Source organism: Bradyrhizobium sp. AS23.2 (genome assembly GCF_001908185.1).
Classification (GTDB): domain Bacteria; phylum Pseudomonadota; class Alphaproteobacteria; order Rhizobiales; family Xanthobacteraceae; genus Bradyrhizobium.
In genome coordinates, this window is sequence record NZ_LGHM01000125.1 from 26,311 (window position 1) to 42,162 (window position 15,852).

The 15,852-nt window shown below is 62.6% G+C and carries 17 protein-coding genes; 8 read left to right on the forward strand and 9 right to left on the reverse strand.

The features are described from left to right. Window positions 1-125: 125 nt before the first annotated feature. On the forward strand, window positions 126-386 hold the full coding sequence (locus tag AC630_RS44240; protein ID WP_143198311.1) for a hypothetical protein: 261 nt from the start codon (window positions 126-128) through the stop codon (window positions 384-386). An 809-nt stretch (window positions 387-1,195) separates the two neighbouring features. On the opposite strand, the gene AC630_RS25710 is transcribed toward AC630_RS44240, so the two are convergent. The 4 genes from AC630_RS25710 to AC630_RS25725 are packed head-to-tail and all read right to left on the reverse strand — an operon-like array spanning window position 1,196 to window position 5,362. Next, entirely contained in the window at window positions 1,196-2,389 is a 1,194-nt protein-coding gene (locus AC630_RS25710) for an MFS transporter (RefSeq protein ID WP_074121283.1), read from the reverse strand. Between the two features lie 56 nt (window positions 2,390-2,445). Further along, entirely contained in the window at window positions 2,446-3,633 is a 1,188-nt protein-coding gene (locus AC630_RS25715; RefSeq protein ID WP_074121212.1) for an MFS transporter, read from the reverse strand. Continuing rightward, window positions 3,630-4,994 (reverse strand): NAD(P)-binding domain-containing protein, encoded by a 1,365-nt coding sequence (locus AC630_RS25720; protein WP_074121213.1) that lies wholly within the window; start codon window positions 4,992-4,994, stop codon window positions 3,630-3,632. The genes AC630_RS25715 and AC630_RS25720 overlap by 4 nt, the downstream gene beginning before the upstream one ends. A gap of 50 nt (window positions 4,995-5,044) precedes the next feature. Further along, window positions 5,045-5,362: an ArsR/SmtB family transcription factor gene (locus AC630_RS25725; RefSeq protein WP_074121214.1), complete on the reverse strand. Its 318-nt coding sequence runs from the start codon at window positions 5,360-5,362 to the stop codon at window positions 5,045-5,047. Between the two features lie 122 nt (window positions 5,363-5,484). Between AC630_RS25725 and AC630_RS25730 the strand changes: the two genes are divergently transcribed. The 7 genes from AC630_RS25730 (at window position 5,485) to AC630_RS25760 (ending at window position 12,952) form a co-directional block, all read left to right on the forward strand. Further along, window positions 5,485-5,859 carry an ArsR/SmtB family transcription factor gene (locus AC630_RS25730; RefSeq protein WP_074121215.1) on the forward strand — a complete coding sequence of 125 codons (375 nt, stop codon included), beginning with the start codon at window positions 5,485-5,487 and terminating at the stop codon, window positions 5,857-5,859. Further along, on the forward strand, window positions 5,840-6,367 hold the full coding sequence (locus AC630_RS25735) for an arsenate reductase ArsC (protein WP_074121216.1): 528 nt from the start codon (window positions 5,840-5,842) through the stop codon (window positions 6,365-6,367). The genes AC630_RS25730 and AC630_RS25735 overlap by 20 nt, the downstream gene beginning before the upstream one ends. Window positions 6,368-6,369: 2 nt before the next feature. Beyond that, window positions 6,370-7,425, forward strand: a complete 1,056-nt coding sequence (gene arsB, locus AC630_RS25740) for an ACR3 family arsenite efflux transporter (RefSeq protein ID WP_074121217.1) — start codon at window positions 6,370-6,372, stop codon at window positions 7,423-7,425. Window positions 7,426-7,620: 195 nt separating this feature from the next. After that, window positions 7,621-8,022: an arsenate reductase (glutaredoxin) gene (arsC, locus tag AC630_RS25745; protein WP_074121284.1), complete on the forward strand. Its 402-nt coding sequence runs from the start codon at window positions 7,621-7,623 to the stop codon at window positions 8,020-8,022. 414 nt (window positions 8,023-8,436) lie between these two features. Next, a complete protein-coding gene (locus AC630_RS25750; protein WP_083636398.1) occupies window positions 8,437-9,570 on the forward strand; it encodes an efflux RND transporter periplasmic adaptor subunit in 1,134 nt (377 codons plus the stop codon). Next, window positions 9,570-12,644 (forward strand): efflux RND transporter permease subunit, encoded by a 3,075-nt coding sequence (locus AC630_RS25755; protein WP_074121218.1) that lies wholly within the window; start codon window positions 9,570-9,572, stop codon window positions 12,642-12,644. The genes AC630_RS25750 and AC630_RS25755 overlap by 1 nt, the downstream gene beginning before the upstream one ends. Beyond that, window positions 12,641-12,952 (forward strand): DUF3240 family protein, encoded by a 312-nt coding sequence (locus tag AC630_RS25760; protein WP_074121219.1) that lies wholly within the window; start codon window positions 12,641-12,643, stop codon window positions 12,950-12,952. The genes AC630_RS25755 and AC630_RS25760 overlap by 4 nt, the downstream gene beginning before the upstream one ends. Window positions 12,953-12,961: 9 nt before the next feature. On the opposite strand, the gene AC630_RS45625 is transcribed toward AC630_RS25760, so the two are convergent. The 5 genes from AC630_RS45625 to AC630_RS25780 are packed head-to-tail and all read right to left on the reverse strand — an operon-like array spanning window position 12,962 to window position 15,848. Beyond that, window positions 12,962-13,111: a hypothetical protein gene (locus AC630_RS45625; protein WP_167561283.1), complete on the reverse strand. Its 150-nt coding sequence runs from the start codon at window positions 13,109-13,111 to the stop codon at window positions 12,962-12,964. A gap of 17 nt (window positions 13,112-13,128) precedes the next feature. Then, entirely contained in the window at window positions 13,129-13,590 is a 462-nt protein-coding gene (locus AC630_RS25765) for a cupredoxin domain-containing protein (RefSeq protein WP_074121220.1), read from the reverse strand. Window positions 13,591-13,628: 38 nt separating this feature from the next. After that, window positions 13,629-13,928, reverse strand: coding sequence for a copper-binding protein (locus AC630_RS25770; protein WP_074121286.1), 300 nt, complete (start codon window positions 13,926-13,928; stop codon window positions 13,629-13,631). Window positions 13,929-13,954: 26 nt separating this feature from the next. Then, on the reverse strand, window positions 13,955-14,440 hold the full coding sequence (locus AC630_RS25775; protein WP_074121221.1) for a cupredoxin domain-containing protein: 486 nt from the start codon (window positions 14,438-14,440) through the stop codon (window positions 13,955-13,957). 49 nt (window positions 14,441-14,489) lie between these two features. Beyond that, window positions 14,490-15,848, reverse strand: coding sequence for a multicopper oxidase family protein (locus AC630_RS25780; protein ID WP_074121222.1), 1,359 nt, complete (start codon window positions 15,846-15,848; stop codon window positions 14,490-14,492). Window positions 15,849-15,852: the final 4 nt, after the last annotated feature.

Consider the following 15,852-nt stretch of genomic DNA (forward strand, 5'->3'; position numbering starts at 1 on the left):
CGGGACAGTGGCGCCGAGCGTGCAAATTCCCGCGAACGCGACCAAAGACAAATTCTCCTCGACGATCACCGCAGCTCTCGCAGTGGTGACAGCTATTCGCACCGACGCTGTCAGGAGGTGCGCTCATGCACCATTATGCCAGCCAACTTATTGACCTGTTACTGGTGCTTGTCGGCGCGTGGATGGTGCCAGCCACCATTTTTGCTATCTATGCCTATTTCGCCGGTCTTAGGAATCCGATCACCGAATCGGTCTTTGGACGTGCAATCATCATTTCCTTGTTCATCATAACCACGTCGATTTGGCTCCCGATCATTGTGGCCGCCATAGTCCTATCGCTGATCGGACATTTGTGGTCCCGCTTGAGGGTAAGACCACGCAAGTAGCCAGATATTGCGAGAGGCAAAAAGGTGGTGTCGAATAGCGGCACCTCAGCAAAAACAGAAAAGGGAAGCAAAGTGATGCCCGCGTTTCTCTTGGTTCTGACGATAGCTGCAATCAATATTATAACAATCGCCGCGGCTGCAGATTGGCGACCGCAATTTCTCTTAGCGTGCCGAAGCGGTTGCACTCAGCAAGGTGGTTTTTCAACAGACGCTTGCTTGCAAATTTGCAACTGCATGGCCTCGGAGATTGAAGCGAATTTTGATAACGAGACTCTCGGCTCCGTTGCTACCCCAAGCGCTGAGCAACTACGTCGGACCAACGAAATCAGAGTCCTCTGCGTCCGTCGAATACTAGGGGGCTAGGTGTTTAGTCCCGGCAGTTCGCAGATCGGCGATATGAAGAAGCCGCGTGGGGATGTCGCACACCCGCTCTAAGTTCCCGTTCAGTTTGGAATTATGAGGAAATGTGTTTTGCACGTGGAAGAGGATGACAAACGCGCCTCGCCCATCATCTTCGCAATATATTCCCGACCGCCGCTGGTCACCGCGGGAGAAGCGCGTGACTGCGATCGCTACCTCACCGCATAAACGATCGACGGCTCCCGGATCTGCCCCCGATCTGCCGCTACGAGGTGTGACGGGAGGTTATCGATCCGCGCGCTCTTCGGTCGGACGCCCCGCTCGTATGGCCTGATGCTCTGCTCAATTTTGACACGTCGGGCAAAACACTGGCAGAATGGCATCATCGAAGATCCGCAACACCCGCATGGAGCAATCCGTCGCGGTTTTTTCATGCCAGAGCACTTGTCTCACTTTGGATTGATGCCCGACAGACGCGCCTGCGCCCGGATCCCGCGCGCCCACAGCAGCGCCAACGGTCCCAGCAGGATCCCGGCCGCGAGAACGATGAACACCAGCAGCCAGCCGTTCGCGCTCTGCGGTCCGCCCGCGATGTCGAGCGCGGCGCCCGTACCCACGGCACCAATCGTTGAGAGGGCGAAGCCAACGGTGGAGTGCAGGGCCAGAGTTGCACCACGATGCTCGGAGACGGCCGCAGCGGACATGCCGGCAGTCAACGCGCCGGAATCGGCCGGCACCGTGAGGCCATAGACCATCAGCAGCAGCGCGAGCACCCATGCAGGGGCCGTTGCGTTAAGGCCGATGACAATCGCGACGCAGGCCGAAGCAATCATCACAATCGTGATTGCCCGATGTCGTCCGAATTTCAGCGCGGCCTCGTTGCCGAGGATGCTCGCCGGCATCGAGATCACCGCGAAGCAGAAGCTCATCAGCACAGGCGTCAACCAGGACGGCGCGCCTTGATGTGCAACGACAAAGGTCCAGAATCCCACCAGCCAGGTGCGGATGCCGTAGAGCTCGAAGCAGTGAGCGCCGTAACCGAAGATGTAGCCGAGAGCCTCGCGGTTGTCGAAGACAGGCCCGAAGTTCAACAGGTGCCCTGCTTTCGGAGTGGGGCGACGGCCCTCGATCAGAAGACACGCGATCACCATCGCGATGGGACCGATGCCCGTTACATAGAAAGCGGCCCGCCACCCCCAGCGATCGGCGACGACTTGCGCGACCAGGAACGACAGGCCGACGCCTACCGAGAAGCTCGACGTGTACAGCGTCACCGCCCGCGAGGTGTCACCCGCAGGCAATCGATCCGTCAGCGCCTTCAATCCCGGCATGTAGGCGCCAGCAAACCCCAATCCTGCAAGCGACCAGATCATCATCCCCGACCAGAACCCCTGTGCGAAGATGCCAAACGCTGAGGTCGCAAGTCCGCTGACGATAGAGCCGCACAGGAGCACGATCCGCGCATCGATGCGGTCGGTCAACGTCGTCAGCACGGGCACTGCCAGCATGTAGCCGAATGCGTAGCCGCTCGCCATCAGTCCGCCTTCGGCGGCGGAAAGCCCCCACTCCGGCATCAGGTGCTGCGCCAAATTCGCGGAAAGCGTGACATGCGGCAGCAGATTGCCGACCTGGCCGATGCACATGACCACAATCAGCGGCCAGCCGCTCAAGCTACGAATGCCCCCCATCGGGTGCCCCCCTATGTTGTCTGTTCCGCACGAAGCAGCAGAAGCGCGAAGAATGCGGAGATCGAGGCCAGCGCGCTGATCCACAGCGCGTTGCTGCCGAAATGTTCCACCATCAATCCCAGTGCAAGCGGCGCGAAGGCACCTGTTGCCCGGGAGGGTAGCGAGATCATGCCGACACGTCTGCCGAATCCTGCCGGCCCAAAGAGCGCCAATGGGAGCGTCCCACGGGCAATGGTGATGATGCCGTTGCCCGCTCCATACAGTACCGTGAAGGCTGACGCGAGGAAGGGTCCGCCCGCGACCAGAGCAACGACACCGATTGGATTCATGAGCATGGCCAGCCTCGCCGAAACAAGCGGATGAAACCGGCCGAGCCATCCCGCTTCCAGAAGGCGCGCGCCGACTTGAGCAGGTCCAACCAACGCTCCCGCGAGCAAAGCCTGCGCCGGTGTCGCGCCGAACGCCACCAGCATGGTCGGCAGAATTGCCGAGATTCCCGAGCTGACGAAGCTTGCTGCCGCAAACATGTAAGCCAGCAGCACCATTGCGAAGGTCTCGCTCTGGCGTCCGGATCGTTGGCTCGAGCCCCTGTTCAGTTGGGACTCCTGGTCCAACGGAGCGGCACGCGGCAGCGAGAGATTGAGTGGCAATGCAAGGCCGATATGGATCGCAGCCCACACCTGGCAGGCTACGCGCCAGCCGTATTCCGAAGCGAGCCAGGTTGTGAGGGGCCAACCGAGAGTGCTGGCGAAACCGGCGATCAGGGTGATGCCGGTGATGGTTCTTCGCGCATCGGTACCGTAGACGCGGGCCAGCGTCGCGAAGGCCGCTTCATAGAGGCCCATGCCCATGCCGATCCCAAGCAATATCCAGGCTGCGATCAGCACCGCCACGCCGTGGGCCATAGACAGTAGGAGCAGGCCTGCCACAAAGACGAGGTTCGAGATGGCAAGCAGACTGCGCCCTCCGAACGTATCGATGGCATGCCCGACTCGTGGGCCAAGCAGCCCGGAGATGACGAGTGCTCCTGACAGCGCCCCGAACACGTATGTCGGCGCAAGACCGAGATCGCGCGCAATCGGCGCAGCCAGGATGGCAGGGAGATAGTAGCTCGACGCCCACGCAACGGTCTGCGCGGTGCCGAGCGCAAATACGACAGCGAGCGGACCCGCAGGCTGGCCCGCAGTAACTTGCCTCATGAGCAACCACACCCGGCGCTACCTGCCTTCCTCGCCGTTTCGTCGGCAGCACAGCAGGTCGACGGCTCGTCCTTCGCCGGGCCGCCGCAGCATCCCGCGGCGCCGGCTGACTCGACTCCACCGCGCGTGCAAACGCCGGTTTCCGGCAGCACGAGCTCGACCCGTGCCGCGGCCTCCTTGTCGCCCGCGATGTCGGCAACGATCGAGCGGACCTGCTCGTATCCGGTCATCATCAGGAAGGTCGGAGCACGACCGTAGGATTTCATGCCGGCCAGATAGAATCCCGGCTCGTCGTGCGCGAGTTCGCGAGCGCCGTGAGGACGGACCGTCCCGCAGCTATGTTCGTTGGGATCGATGAGCGGCGCGAGCGCGACGGGCGCCTCGATCGCCGGATCGAGCCGAAGCCGCAGTTCGGACAGGAACGAAAGATCGGGACGGAAACCGGTCGAGACGACCAACTCATCCGCAACCACACTCCGCGCACCGCAGCAGGCGCCAGCTGAAATCTTGAGGCGACCTTCGGAGTCCGAGAGGTGAGTGACACCGAATCCAGTCTCTACCCTGATCTTCCCGGCAGCCACGAGCGCGGCGAAGGTCGTGCCCAGCTCGCCGCGCGCGGCAAGCTTGTCATTGCTGCCGCCGCCAAATGCCTTCGCGGGATCGGCGCCGCGCAACAGCCAGATGGGCTGTGTACCGGGAACCTCGTCGGCGAGCTGCACGAGATCGATCAGCGTGCCCACCGCGGAATGGCCGGCACCGAGCACAGCAACGATCTTGCCGGCATATCTGTCGCGATCGGCGCCCCGCACATCCGGCATGCCATAGGCGATGCGATCGGCACGCCCTCGTTCACCGATCGCGGGCAAGCCGTTGCTGCCGGCCGGATTGGGAGAGAACCACGTGCCGGACACGTCGATCACGGCATCGGCGCGCAGCACCTCAGGGCCCTTGCCATTCTGATACCGGATTTCGAAGGGCGCTTGCTCCCGGCCCTTTGTTTTCGCCTTGTCGAAGCCGGCGCGGCTGATGGCCGTGACGCGGCTGGACGTCCGGACCGTCTCGCGCAGCGGCGTTCGCGTTGCGAGCGGAGCGAGATATCGGTCGATCAGTTCGCCGCCGGTTGGATAGGACTGAGGGTCCGGCGAATTCCATCCCGTCGGCGCGAGCAGGCGCAGCGCGGCCTTGTCGACGTTGTACTCCCACGGCGAGAAGAGCTGGACGTGCTGCCACTGACGAACTGCGCTTGCCGCTTCCGGTCCGGCCTCAAGCACGATCGGCGACATGCCGCGTTCGAGCACGTGCGCTGCCGCTGCGAGACCGACAGGACCCGCCCCGATGATGGCCACCGTTTTCTCGTTCAATCCGCTTCTCCGATCGTTCTAGAATCACCGAACGATAGCGACAAAAAAAATCAAGCCGCCGTTTGCGCATCCTTGCATCCGACCTCGTCCGCACAGCACTCCGCGACCAGGAAATCGACCAGCCCCTGCATCGCGTCGTAGTTCGCGTGGCAGACCAGGCTCGTGGATTCCCGGACCTGACTGACGAGCCCGACCGAAACCAAAGTCTTGATGTGATGGGACAGCGTCGATGCGGGGATCTTCAGCTTTTCCTGCAGGCGGCCGACCGGCATGCCCGAGCGCCCAGCCCGGACCAATGCTCGATAGATCTGCAGTCGTGTCCGGTTACCCAGGGCTTCCAGGCGTGCTGCTGCGTCGTCGATCTTCATGATCGGAACAGGATGCGCCCTCTCCCGCCAGCTGTCAATCGTATTTCTAGAATATTCGAAATATACTCCCGAGGTGGGTTTTCGGATTGACGCCCGCCCCACAATTCCATAACTCTGGATATATGGAAACAGAAGAAGCCGTCATGGCGCTTGCCGCCCTGTCCCAACCGACCCGTCTGGAGGCCTTCCGGACGCTGGTTAGACACGAGCCTGATGGCCTTGCGGCCGGAGACCTCGCCCGCCTGTTGGAAGTTCCGCCCAATACGCTCTCGGCTCATCTGTCGATCTTGACGCGCGCGCGTCTGGTGACATCCGAGCGGCGCAGCCGTTCGATTGTCTATCGCGCCAATCTCGCAGAATTTCGGGATGTCGCTGTGTTCCTCCTGCGCGATTGCTGCGGTGGACGGCCCGAAGTTTGCGAGCCTGTGGTTCAAAGCCTGCAATCCTGCTGCTCTCCAAAGCGAAAGGAGCGAAGCCGTGTCCGATCACAAGTTTAACGTCTTGTTCCTGTGTACCGGCAACTCGGCGAGGTCAATTCTCGCAGAGTCGATCCTGCGGAAGGACGGCGCCAGCCGCTTTCAGGCGTTCTCGGCAGGGAGCACACCGAAAGGTACGGTGCACCCACTGGCCCTGCGCACGCTGGAAACCTCGGATTACCCTATCGACGGAATGCGCTCGAAGAGCTGGTTGGAGTTCGCTTCCGCCGATGCGCCCGTGATGGATTTTGTCTTCACTGTTTGCGACAACGCTGCCGGTGAAGCCTGTCCGATATGGCCGGGCCAACCGATGACTGCGCACTGGGGCATCGAGGACCCCGCCGCGGTAGAAGGCTCAGAGCTGGAAAAACAAGCGGCGTTCATCACCGCATTCCGCTATTTGCGAAATCGGATTGATACCTTCGTGAACCTCCCGCTGAGGAGCATCGACAAGCTCTCGCTCGGCACCAGGCTGCGCGAGATCGGCCGCTCCGAAGGTGCGACGTCCAGCAGAGACGACGTGGCATGACGATGGGTATTTTCGAACGATACCTCACTCTGTGGGTTGCGCTTTGCATTGTCGCCGGCGTGGCACTCGGGCACGTCATGCCCAGTTTCTTCGGCGCGATCGCAGCCGCTGAGGTCGCCAAGGTCAACCTGCCGGTAGCGATGCTGATCTGGCTCATGATCGTGCCTATGTTGCTGAAGATAGATTTCGGCTCACTGGGCCAGGTGCGGGAGCATTGGCGCGGCGTCGGTGTCACCCTTTTTATCAATTGGGCCGTGAAGCCGTTCTCGATGGCGCTGCTGGGCTCTTTCTTCATCGGTCACCTCTTCGCACCGTGGCTACCGTCTGGCCAGATCCCGTCTTACATCGCTGGCTTGATTCTACTCGCGGCCGCGCCCTGCACCGCGATGGTGTTCGTGTGGTCCAACCTGTGCGAGGGAGAGCCCCACTACACCCTGAGCCAAGTCGCGCTGAACGATGTGATCATGGTTTTCCTGTTCGCGCCGCTCGTGGGGTTGCTGCTCGGAGTTGCGTCGATCAGCGTCCCCTGGGACACGCTGCTACTCTCCGTTCTGCTCTACATCGTAGTCCCGGTGATCGTCGCACAGTTGTGGCGCAAGATGCTGCTGCGAAGGGGCGACGACGGTTTCGACCGCGTCATGCGAATGCTGCAGCCTCTTTCGCTTGTTGCGCTTCTCGCAACATTGGTTCTGCTCTTCGGCTTCCAGGGAGAGCAGATCGTCAGGCAGCCGAGCGTCATTGCCATTCTCGCCGTGCCGATTCTTGTCCAAGTCTACTTCAATGCGGGCTTGGCGTACTGGCTGAGCCGACGGTTGGGCGTGGCGTGGTGTGTCGCCGCTCCAGCCGCACTCATTGGTGCGAGCAACTTCTTCGAGCTGGCGGTCGCCGCCGCGATCAGCTTGTTCGGCCTGGACTCCGGCGCTGCGCTGGCGACGGTGGTCGGCGTCCTTGTCGAAGTACCGGTGATGCTGTCCGTCGTCCGCATCGTCAAGGCGACCCGGGGCTGGTACGAAGCGGGCGCCGGCAAAGTCCCGACGGCCTTGGAGACCAGCCAATGAGGCACCATCTGCCGGCAACCGTGTGCGGCGGGGCCTGCAGAGACGCCGCAATATCCGATGCATTAGATGACGGCCGTGATCACGCACGGTCGGTCTCGCCAGGTTCTGCGGAGCCATCGCTGGCCTGCTGTTGATATGAACTACTATCAGTCGTGCCGATGGGCACGGCTAAGCTACCGTCGCGGAGACCCGATCATGACCCTCACGATCTATCACAACCCTGACTGCGGTACCTCGCGCAACACGCTCGCGATGATCCGGCAGAGCGGCGTCGAGCCTGTTGTCATCGAGTATCTGAAGACGCCGCCTTCCCGCGAAAGACTGGTCGAGCTCATCAAGGCCATGGGTATCCCCGTCCGCGCGCTGCTGCGGGAGAAAGGCACGCCCTTTCGCGACCTCGGCCTCGACGATCCAAAATGGTCCGATGACGAGCTGATCGATCAGATGCTAGCGCATCCCATCCTCATCAACCGCCCGATCGTGGAGACGCCAAAGGGCACGCGGTTGTGCCGGCCCTCGGAGGCGGTCATCGATCTTCTGAGCAATCCCATCGGCAGATTCGTGAAGGAGGACGGCGAGGTGGTCGAAACGCGATAGGTTCGCATCGTTCGCTGCCTGGTCTCATCTGCCAATCTAACGCCGACGTTCAAGCGCCCCCCCGGCTCGATCGCCGCCTTCGGAGAAACGACGGAATCACGGACGAACATTGCGATGCTCGCACCCCAGACGAGTATCCGGCTCAACCGAGAATGAAGCCCGGAACTTCTTCCGCGTACTTCGCGAATCCTTGTTTGGAAACGATACGCTCCGGCCAGCGTGACCATTTTGACCCAAGTCAAGCGTGCGCCGCCCAGCGTTCAATCCGGCAGTCCGGCCGCGAGACCAAATCAACAGGTGTGGCGGCGAGGATCATGACTGATTGACGCAGCGCAACACCAATTGACTTGGGTCAATACCTTCAACATCACCAAGCCTATCTAGGCCGATAGATCATCTTCGGTGATGGTAAGGATGCAGCTTCTCCATCGGTTGACGCGGCTATTTCGAAGAACGCTGGGTGTAACGCTATTTGCATTATCACTCGCTGAACTGCATTGCGCTGTCGCCGCGGAAGAAGTCGTAAAGCTCACGCCAGCGCAAGCCCAAAACCTCGGTGTTCGCGTGACGCATCCGGTCTCGAGCCGGACCGATCAGACACTGCCCTACCCGGCCCAGATCGTGATCCCGACCCCGCAATTGTGGGTAGTCAGCGCGCCGGTCGCCGGCATGGTCACCAATCTGGCAGTGGCGCGTGGCGATCGGATCCATGCGGGCCAGACGCTCGTCACCTTGCAAAGCCCAAGCTTCGTCACCTTGCAGCGCGATTATCTTCAGGCCATCGCGCAGGAGGTTCTGGCCAATCAGCAGCTCAAGCGGAACGCCGATCTGTTCGAGGGCAAGGCAGTTCCGCAGCGCGTCCTCGAAGCCAGCCAGACCGAAGCCCGTCAGGCCGGCATTGTGGTCGCCGAACGCCGCCAGATGCTCCGCCTGAGCGGGCTGTCGGATGACGCCATTGCCCGGTTAACGAACGAGGCGGCGATCAGTGCAACCTTGACCGTCAGCGCACCCCAATCGGCAACGGTCGTCGACGTCGCGGTGCAACCGGGGCAGCGGCTCGAGCAGGCCGCGCCCTTGGTCAAGCTCGCACGGCTGTCGCCGCTCTGGGCCGAGATCGCAATTCCGGCTTCGGGCATCCGCGCGATCAAGGCCGGAGCAAGGGTCGAGGTCGAGGGTTACGACGAGCCGGGCCGGGTCATCCTGGTGTCCGAGACGGCCGACGCGGCAACGCAGACCATTCTAGTGCGTGCGGAAATCACGAACAACGGCGAGCTCCATGCCGGGCAGACGACGGCTGCGCGCATCAGCTTTCTGTCGGCGGGCGAAAGCGCTTGGGAGATTCCCTACAGCGGCCTGATCCGCCGCGGCGAGCAGAGTTCGATTTTCGTAGCCATTGATGGCGGATTCCGTTTGGTTCCGGTCACGCTTCTCGCCGAGGACCAGGATCACGTCGTGGTCTCCGGGCCTCTCAGCGACAAGGACGAGATCGCGATCGGGGGAATCTCGGCGCTTCGGGGCATTCTCTCGCGCCTCGGGGCCGGTCAATAATGCTTCAGCGTCTCGTCGCATTCGCGTTATCACAGCGTCTATTCGTCGCTTTAGGCGTGCTGCTACTGATCGGCGCTGGCGCGGTTCTCCTTCCGAGCCTGCCGATCGACGCCTTTCCCGACGTCTCTCCGGTCCAGGTGAAGATCATCATGAAGGCGCCGGGCCTGACCCCAGAGGAGGTCGAGCAGCGCATAACGGTTCCGGTCGAACTGGAGCTGCTCGGGCTGCCCAACAAGAAGATCCTTCGCTCGACAACCAAATATGCGCTCGCCGACGTCACCGTCGACTTCGAGGACGGCACCGACATCTACTGGGCTCGCAATCAGGTCTCCGAACGCCTTTCCAACATCGCGCGCGATTTTCCCGACGGGGTCAGCGGCGGTCTTGCGCCGATTACCAGCCCGCTCGGCGAAATGTTCATGTTCACCATCGATAGCCCCGAACTCTCGCTCGCCGAGCGGCGCACTCTGCTCGATTGGGTGATCCGCCCGGCGCTACGCACCGTACCCGGCGTTGCCGACGTGAACGCGCTCGGCGGCTACGTGCGCGCCTTCGAGATCGTACCGCTCAATGACGCGCTTTCCGCGCGCGGCATCTCCTCCGAGATGTTTCGCCGCGCCATCGAGGCAAACAGCCGCAATGACGGCGCCGGACGCGTGAACCAGGGCGAGGACAGCGCGCTGGTGCGCATCGAGGGCAGCATCCGGACCATCGATGATATCCGCGCAATTGTCGTCGACACTCGCGACGGTGTCCCGATCCGGGTCAAAGACGTCGCCCGCGTCCAGATCGGCGCATTAACTCGCTACGGCGCCGTCACGACCGACGGTCGCGGCGAAACGGTCCAGGGCCTTGTGCTCGGCCTGCGCGGCGCCAATGCCGGGCAGATCGTCGGCGACGTCCGCGCGCGTCTCGAGGAGCTGAAGCCGTCGCTGCCGGCGAGCGTCTCGATCAACGTGTTCTATGATCGCAGCCGGCTGGTCGGACGTGCCGTCGGGACCGTGGTGCGCGCGCTCGGCGAAGCTACCGTGCTCGTCGTGATCCTCTTGCTGCTGTTCCTCGGCAACTGGCGCGCCTCCCTGGTGATCGCGCTGAGTCTGCCGCTCGCGATCGTCATTGCGCTTCTCGTCATGCGCGCGGTCGGAATGTCCGCCAACCTGATGAGCCTCGGTGGGCTCGCCATCGCCATCGGCATGCTGATCGACGCGCTCGTGGTCGTGGTCGAGAACATCGTCGGCAATCTCGGCCGGCACGAGCCGGGTAAGGGAGCACCACTGATCCACGTCGTCTTTCGCTCCGTCTGCGAGGTGCTGCAGCCGGTCGCCTCCGGGGTGTTGATCATCATCATCGTCTTCGTTCCGCTGCTGACCCTGCAGGGGCTGGAAGGCAAGCTCTTCATTCCCGTGGCGCTGGCCATCATCTTTGCGCTTGCGGGATCGCTGCTGCTGGCGCTGACCGTCATTCCGGTCGCAACCTCCTTCCTGCTCAAATCGGCGGGTCACGGCGATCCCTGGCTGATCCGCGTCGCGCTGCGCGTCTATGCGCCGGCGCTGGACTGGTCCCTGCGGAACGAACGCAAGGTCATCGCCGCCGCGCTGATCGCGCTGATCGCGGCGGGCTATGCCTATACGCGGCTTGGCAAGACCTTCATGCCGACCATGGATGAAGGCGATGTCATCGTGAGCGTGGAGACCCTGCCCTCCGTCAACCTTGACGAATCCCTTGCCATCAATGCGAGGCTGCAGGCAGCGTTGATGAAGGTGCCCGACGTCGCCGGCATCGTCGCGCGAACCGGCTCGGACGAACTCGGCCTCGATCCCATGGGACCCAACCAGACCGATACCTTCCTGGTGCTCAAGCCGGTCGGGGAGAGGAAAACTCGCGACCGCGAGGAGCTCCTGCAACGGCTGCGCGAGGTGCTGTCCGAGTTTCCCGGCCTGTCGCTGAGCTTCACCCAGCCGATCGACATGCGCGTGCAGGAGATGATCAGCGGCGTGCGCGGCGACGTCGCGGTCAAGATCTTCGGCACCGACATGAGCCAGCTCAACGAGATTGCGGCGAAGCTCTCCGCCATTCTCTCCAGCATCGACGGCGCCGAGGACGTCTACACGACCTTGAACGAGGGCGCCCAATATTACACGGTCGCGGTGAACCGGATGGAAGCCGGCCGTCTCGGCCTGACGGTCGATGCCATCGCCAACGCGCTGCGTACCCAGATCGAAGGCCGCACTATCGGCACGGCGCTTGAGGACGGCCGCCGCACGCCGATCCTGGTCCGCGGCAGCGAGACGACGCGCGAGGCGCCGACGCTGCTTGCGAGCCTGCCGCTGACACTGTCGTCCGGGCAGCACGTCGCGCTGTCGCAGGTCGCCCGCATCCAGCGGGTCGACGGCCCCGTCAAGATCGACCGTGAGGACGGCAACCGCATGAGCGTCGTCCGCGCCAACGTCCGGGGCCGCGACATGGTCGGCTTCGTGCAGGCGGCGCAAGCGAAAGTCGCAGCTGAGCTCCCCTTGCCGAAGGGCTATCGCCTCACCTGGGGCGGCCAGTTCGAGAACCAGCAGCGCGCCGCCGCGCGCCTGTCGGTCGTCGTCCCCGTCGCGATCGGCCTCATCTTCGTGCTGCTCTTCACCACCTTCGGCTCCGTGCGCCAGGCGCTCCTGGTGCTCGTCAACATTCCCTTCGCCCTGATCGGCGGCGTCTTTGCGCTGGTCTCGACGGGTGAATATCTGTCGGTGCCAGCGTCGGTCGGCTTCATTGCGCTGCTCGGCATCGCGGTCCTCAACGGTGTCGTGCTGGTCTCCTATTTCAACCAGCTCCGCGCCCACGGCCTCGCCGAGGACCGCATCGTCGTCGATGGCGCGAGGCGACGGCTGCGGCCGGTCCTGATGACCGCCAGCATCACCGCACTCGGGCTGATCCCGCTGTTGTTTGCCACCGGGCCGGGATCGGAGATCCAGCGCCCGCTCGCCATCGTGGTGATTGGAGGCTTGCTGTCGTCGACGCTCCTGACCCTGATCCTGCTTCCGATCCTGTATCGCCGGTTCGGCGGCGCCGCAAAGGCCGCGAAATGACGAGCGAGCCGGTCTGTCTCACCCTGATTGCGGCGCATCAGTTTCGCGACGAGCTGTTCGACTTCCTCAGCGAGCAGGCCGACCTCGTCCCCGGCTTCACGGCGTCCGACGTCGCCGGGCACGGCGCTGCGGTCCATCTGCACACGGCCGCCGAGCGCGTGAAGGGACACGCAGACCAGGTGCTGGTTCGGGTCGTGCTGCCAAGGGCCGCGGCCGATAGCCTGCTCGAGCGGTCGCGAACATCATTTGCCGGAACGAACCTCGTCTACTGGATCACCCCGGTAACGGACTTCGGGACGCTCGGCTGAGCGCCAACTTCAAGGAATCCCGAGGCGGGTCCGGACTGCATTGAGATCGCTGGTCTCCTCCACTTCGGCAGCCGCCGCAGCGGCAGGCCTGGCAAAGACCGCTGCAGCCACCAGCGTCACAAGCGAACGGCGGGTGATCGCAAAGGTGCGCTCTCTCACTCATCATCCGCTCTCCTTCACTTCACCGTCACGTGGCCCGTCATCCCGTACTCCCGGTGATCCGGGATCAGGCAGGAATATTCGAAGGTTCCGGGCTTGGTGAACTTCCACACGATCTCCGCAGTCTTCCTGGGAGCGACGCGCGCGCCGTTAGGCTCGTCGTGTGCCATGTGTGGATGCTTCTTCATCATCGCGGCGTGGTTCAGGTTGTCCTTGGTCGTGGCCAGAAGGAATTCATGGTCTTCCGTACCGGCGTTGTGCAGCACGAAGCGGATCTGCTCGCCGAGATTCACCTCGATCTCGAAGGGTTCGTAATTCATCTCGCTCATCTCGATCTCGATGGTGCGGGACGGCTTCGCCGGATCGCCGGGCTCTCCCGCCGAGTAGGATTCGTGGCCGTGGTGGTGATCGTGCGCCCGAGCTGGCGTCCACATCGCCGCCAGAGCCACAGCCAGTCCGATCGTCGCAAATCTCTTCATCAGTTCCTCTCGATGTTGTCGTCCGAAATTCCAAGGGGTCACTTGCTCTTCTCGATCTTCGTCAAAGTGATCCCTTCGCTACCCCGCTCCGCGGTGAACTTGACCTTGTCTCCGGCCTTCACCTGCTTGAGCATCGCCGAATCCTTGACACGGAAGACCATCGTCATGCCGTCCTCGTCCATGTCGAGGCTCTTGATGGGTCCGTGCTTCAGCGTAATCTTGCCGGCGCTCTCGTCGACCTTCTTGACCTCGCCGTTCACCATCGCCTCCTGTGCGGATGCAGTGGTGGAAGCGATCAGCGAGACACTGAGCGCCACGATTGCAAGTCTGTTCTTCATGTTCTTTCCTTTCGATTTTACGTGCATTATCGGACGACGACGGTGCCGATCATTCCCGCTTCTCGATGACCGGGGATGAGGCAGGAAAACTCGAACGTTCCCGCCTTGCTGAACTTCCAGACGATGTCGCCAGTCGCCTTCGGCACAAGTCGCTTCGCGTTCGGATCGTCATGCTCCATGTCGGGGTTCTTCTTCATGGCCTCGGCGTGCTTGACGTTCTCCTCGGCCGTCCCCAACACGAATTCGTGGTCCAGCTCGCCGCTGTTGCGCAGCATGAACTGGATCTGCTCGTTCTTTCTGACCTCGACCTTGCTCGGCACGAAGACCATCTTGCCGTCGGTCTCGGTCATCGTGACCTGCACGATTCGCGCCGGCTTCTTCGCGCCGCCGGTTTCGCCAGTGGCGAACGACTCGTCGTGCGCGTGATCGCCGTGCTGGCCACCGGCCATCGCGGCCGTAGCGGTCAAGGCGATTGCGGCAGTGATCGTTCTCGCGAGCGGTTGGATTCTCATGAATATTTCCTTTCGTCGTTGATGCTGGCTTGTCCTCGCTATCGGCGTTTCACATCTCTTTCATCGATCCGCTCTTTTCCTTCGTGGGTGGTTTGGTCGACGGGGTTTCGCGTCGCCGCGGTTCGGCCGCCGGTGCCTCGACCTCGTAGGCGACAGTTCCGGCCGGGTAGTTGTAGGGACCGGGATCGCCGTAATCGTCGCGCGCCATGCCTTCCCGAATCTTCATAACGGTGAACATGCCGCCCATCTCGATCGGGCCGAACTGACCGGTGCCGGTCATCATCGGCAACGTGTTGTCGGGCGCGGGCATCTCCATCTCGCCCATCGCTCCGCCGGTCGCCCCCATCACCATTGCGTCGGGCGCGAGCTTGCCTACCGCCTTGGCGAGGTCCTTCTTCGACACGCCGATCAAGTTGCGCATGTCGTGCCCCATCGCGTTCATGGTGTGATGGGACTTGTGGCAGTGGAACGCCCAGTCGCCTGGATTGTCCGCGACGACGTCGAAGGCGCGGATGGCGCCCACGGGCACGTCGATTGTCACCTCCGGCCACTGCGCGCTTTCTGGCACCCACCCGCCGTCGGTGCAGGTCACCGCGAAGCTGTGCCCGTGCAGGTGGATCGGATGGTTCGTCATCGTGAGGTTGCCGACCCGCACGCGGACCTTGTCGCCAAGCCGCACAGGCATCGAATCGATTCCGGGGAACACGCGGCTGTTGAACGTCCACATGTTGAAGTCGGTCATCTCGTTGACCTTCGGCAGGTAGGTGCCGGGATCGATGAGATAGCTGCTCAAGACGAAGACGAAGTCGCGGTCGACGGGCCGGAACGACAGGTCGCGCGGGTGCACGATGAACATGCCCATCATGCCCATCGCCATTTGCACCATCTCGTCGGAGTGCGGGTGGTACATGAAGGTCCCGCTCTTCTTCAGCTCGAATTCATACACGAAGGTCTTGCCGGGCTTGATGTGGGGTTGGTTGAGGCCGCCGACCCCATCCATGCCGTTCGGCAGGATCATTCCGTGCCAGTGCACGGTCGTATGCTCCGGCAGCTTATTGGTGACGAAGATTCGGACCTTCTCGCCCTCAACCGCCTCGATGGTCGGACCGGGCGACTGACCATTGTAGCCCCACAGATGCGCCGTCATGCCCGGCGCGAACTCGCGCAACACCGGTTCGGCGACGAGATGGAATTCCTTCCAGTCGCCGTTCATGCGCCAGGGCAGCGACCACCCGTTCAGCGTGACGACGGGCCTGTAGTCCGCGCCGCTCGTTGGATGTAGCGGGGGCTGGGACGCCGTCTTGTCCATCGTGGGCGCCTCGGGAATCGACGCCGCCCGAACGCGGCCGGAAACCGCGCTTGCGCCGACCAGAGCCGCAGCTCCAAGGAAGTTTCTGCGTGAAAACATCGAA

Excerpts from the sequence above, each read along its gene's own strand:
- AC630_RS25750 (WP_083636398.1), top strand. The coding sequence starts at position 8,437 with ATGCAGCTTCTCCATCGGTTGACGCGGCTATTTCGAAGAACGCTGGGT.
- AC630_RS25760 (WP_074121219.1), top strand. The coding sequence starts at position 12,641 with ATGACGAGCGAGCCGGTCTGTCTCACCCTGATTGCGGCGCATCAGTTT.
- AC630_RS44240 (WP_143198311.1), top strand. The coding sequence starts at position 126 with ATGCACCATTATGCCAGCCAACTTATTGACCTGTTACTGGTGCTTGTC.
- AC630_RS25765 (WP_074121220.1), bottom strand. The coding sequence starts at position 13,590 with ATGAAGAGATTTGCGACGATCGGACTGGCTGTGGCTCTGGCGGCGATG.
- AC630_RS25755 (WP_074121218.1), top strand. The coding sequence starts at position 9,570 with ATGCTTCAGCGTCTCGTCGCATTCGCGTTATCACAGCGTCTATTCGTC.
- AC630_RS25730 (WP_074121215.1), top strand. The coding sequence starts at position 5,485 with ATGGAAACAGAAGAAGCCGTCATGGCGCTTGCCGCCCTGTCCCAACCG.
- arsC (WP_074121284.1), top strand. The coding sequence starts at position 7,621 with ATGACCCTCACGATCTATCACAACCCTGACTGCGGTACCTCGCGCAAC.
- AC630_RS25780 (WP_074121222.1), bottom strand. The coding sequence starts at position 15,848 with ATGTTTTCACGCAGAAACTTCCTTGGAGCTGCGGCTCTGGTCGGCGCA.
- arsB (WP_074121217.1), top strand. The coding sequence starts at position 6,370 with ATGGGTATTTTCGAACGATACCTCACTCTGTGGGTTGCGCTTTGCATT.
- AC630_RS25710 (WP_074121283.1), bottom strand. The coding sequence starts at position 2,389 with ATGTGCATCGGCCAGGTCGGCAATCTGCTGCCGCATGTCACGCTTTCC.
- AC630_RS25725 (WP_074121214.1), bottom strand. The coding sequence starts at position 5,362 with ATGAAGATCGACGACGCAGCAGCACGCCTGGAAGCCCTGGGTAACCGG.
- AC630_RS25715 (WP_074121212.1), bottom strand. The coding sequence starts at position 3,633 with ATGAGGCAAGTTACTGCGGGCCAGCCTGCGGGTCCGCTCGCTGTCGTA.
- AC630_RS25770 (WP_074121286.1), bottom strand. The coding sequence starts at position 13,928 with ATGAAGAACAGACTTGCAATCGTGGCGCTCAGTGTCTCGCTGATCGCT.
- AC630_RS25775 (WP_074121221.1), bottom strand. The coding sequence starts at position 14,440 with ATGAGAATCCAACCGCTCGCGAGAACGATCACTGCCGCAATCGCCTTG.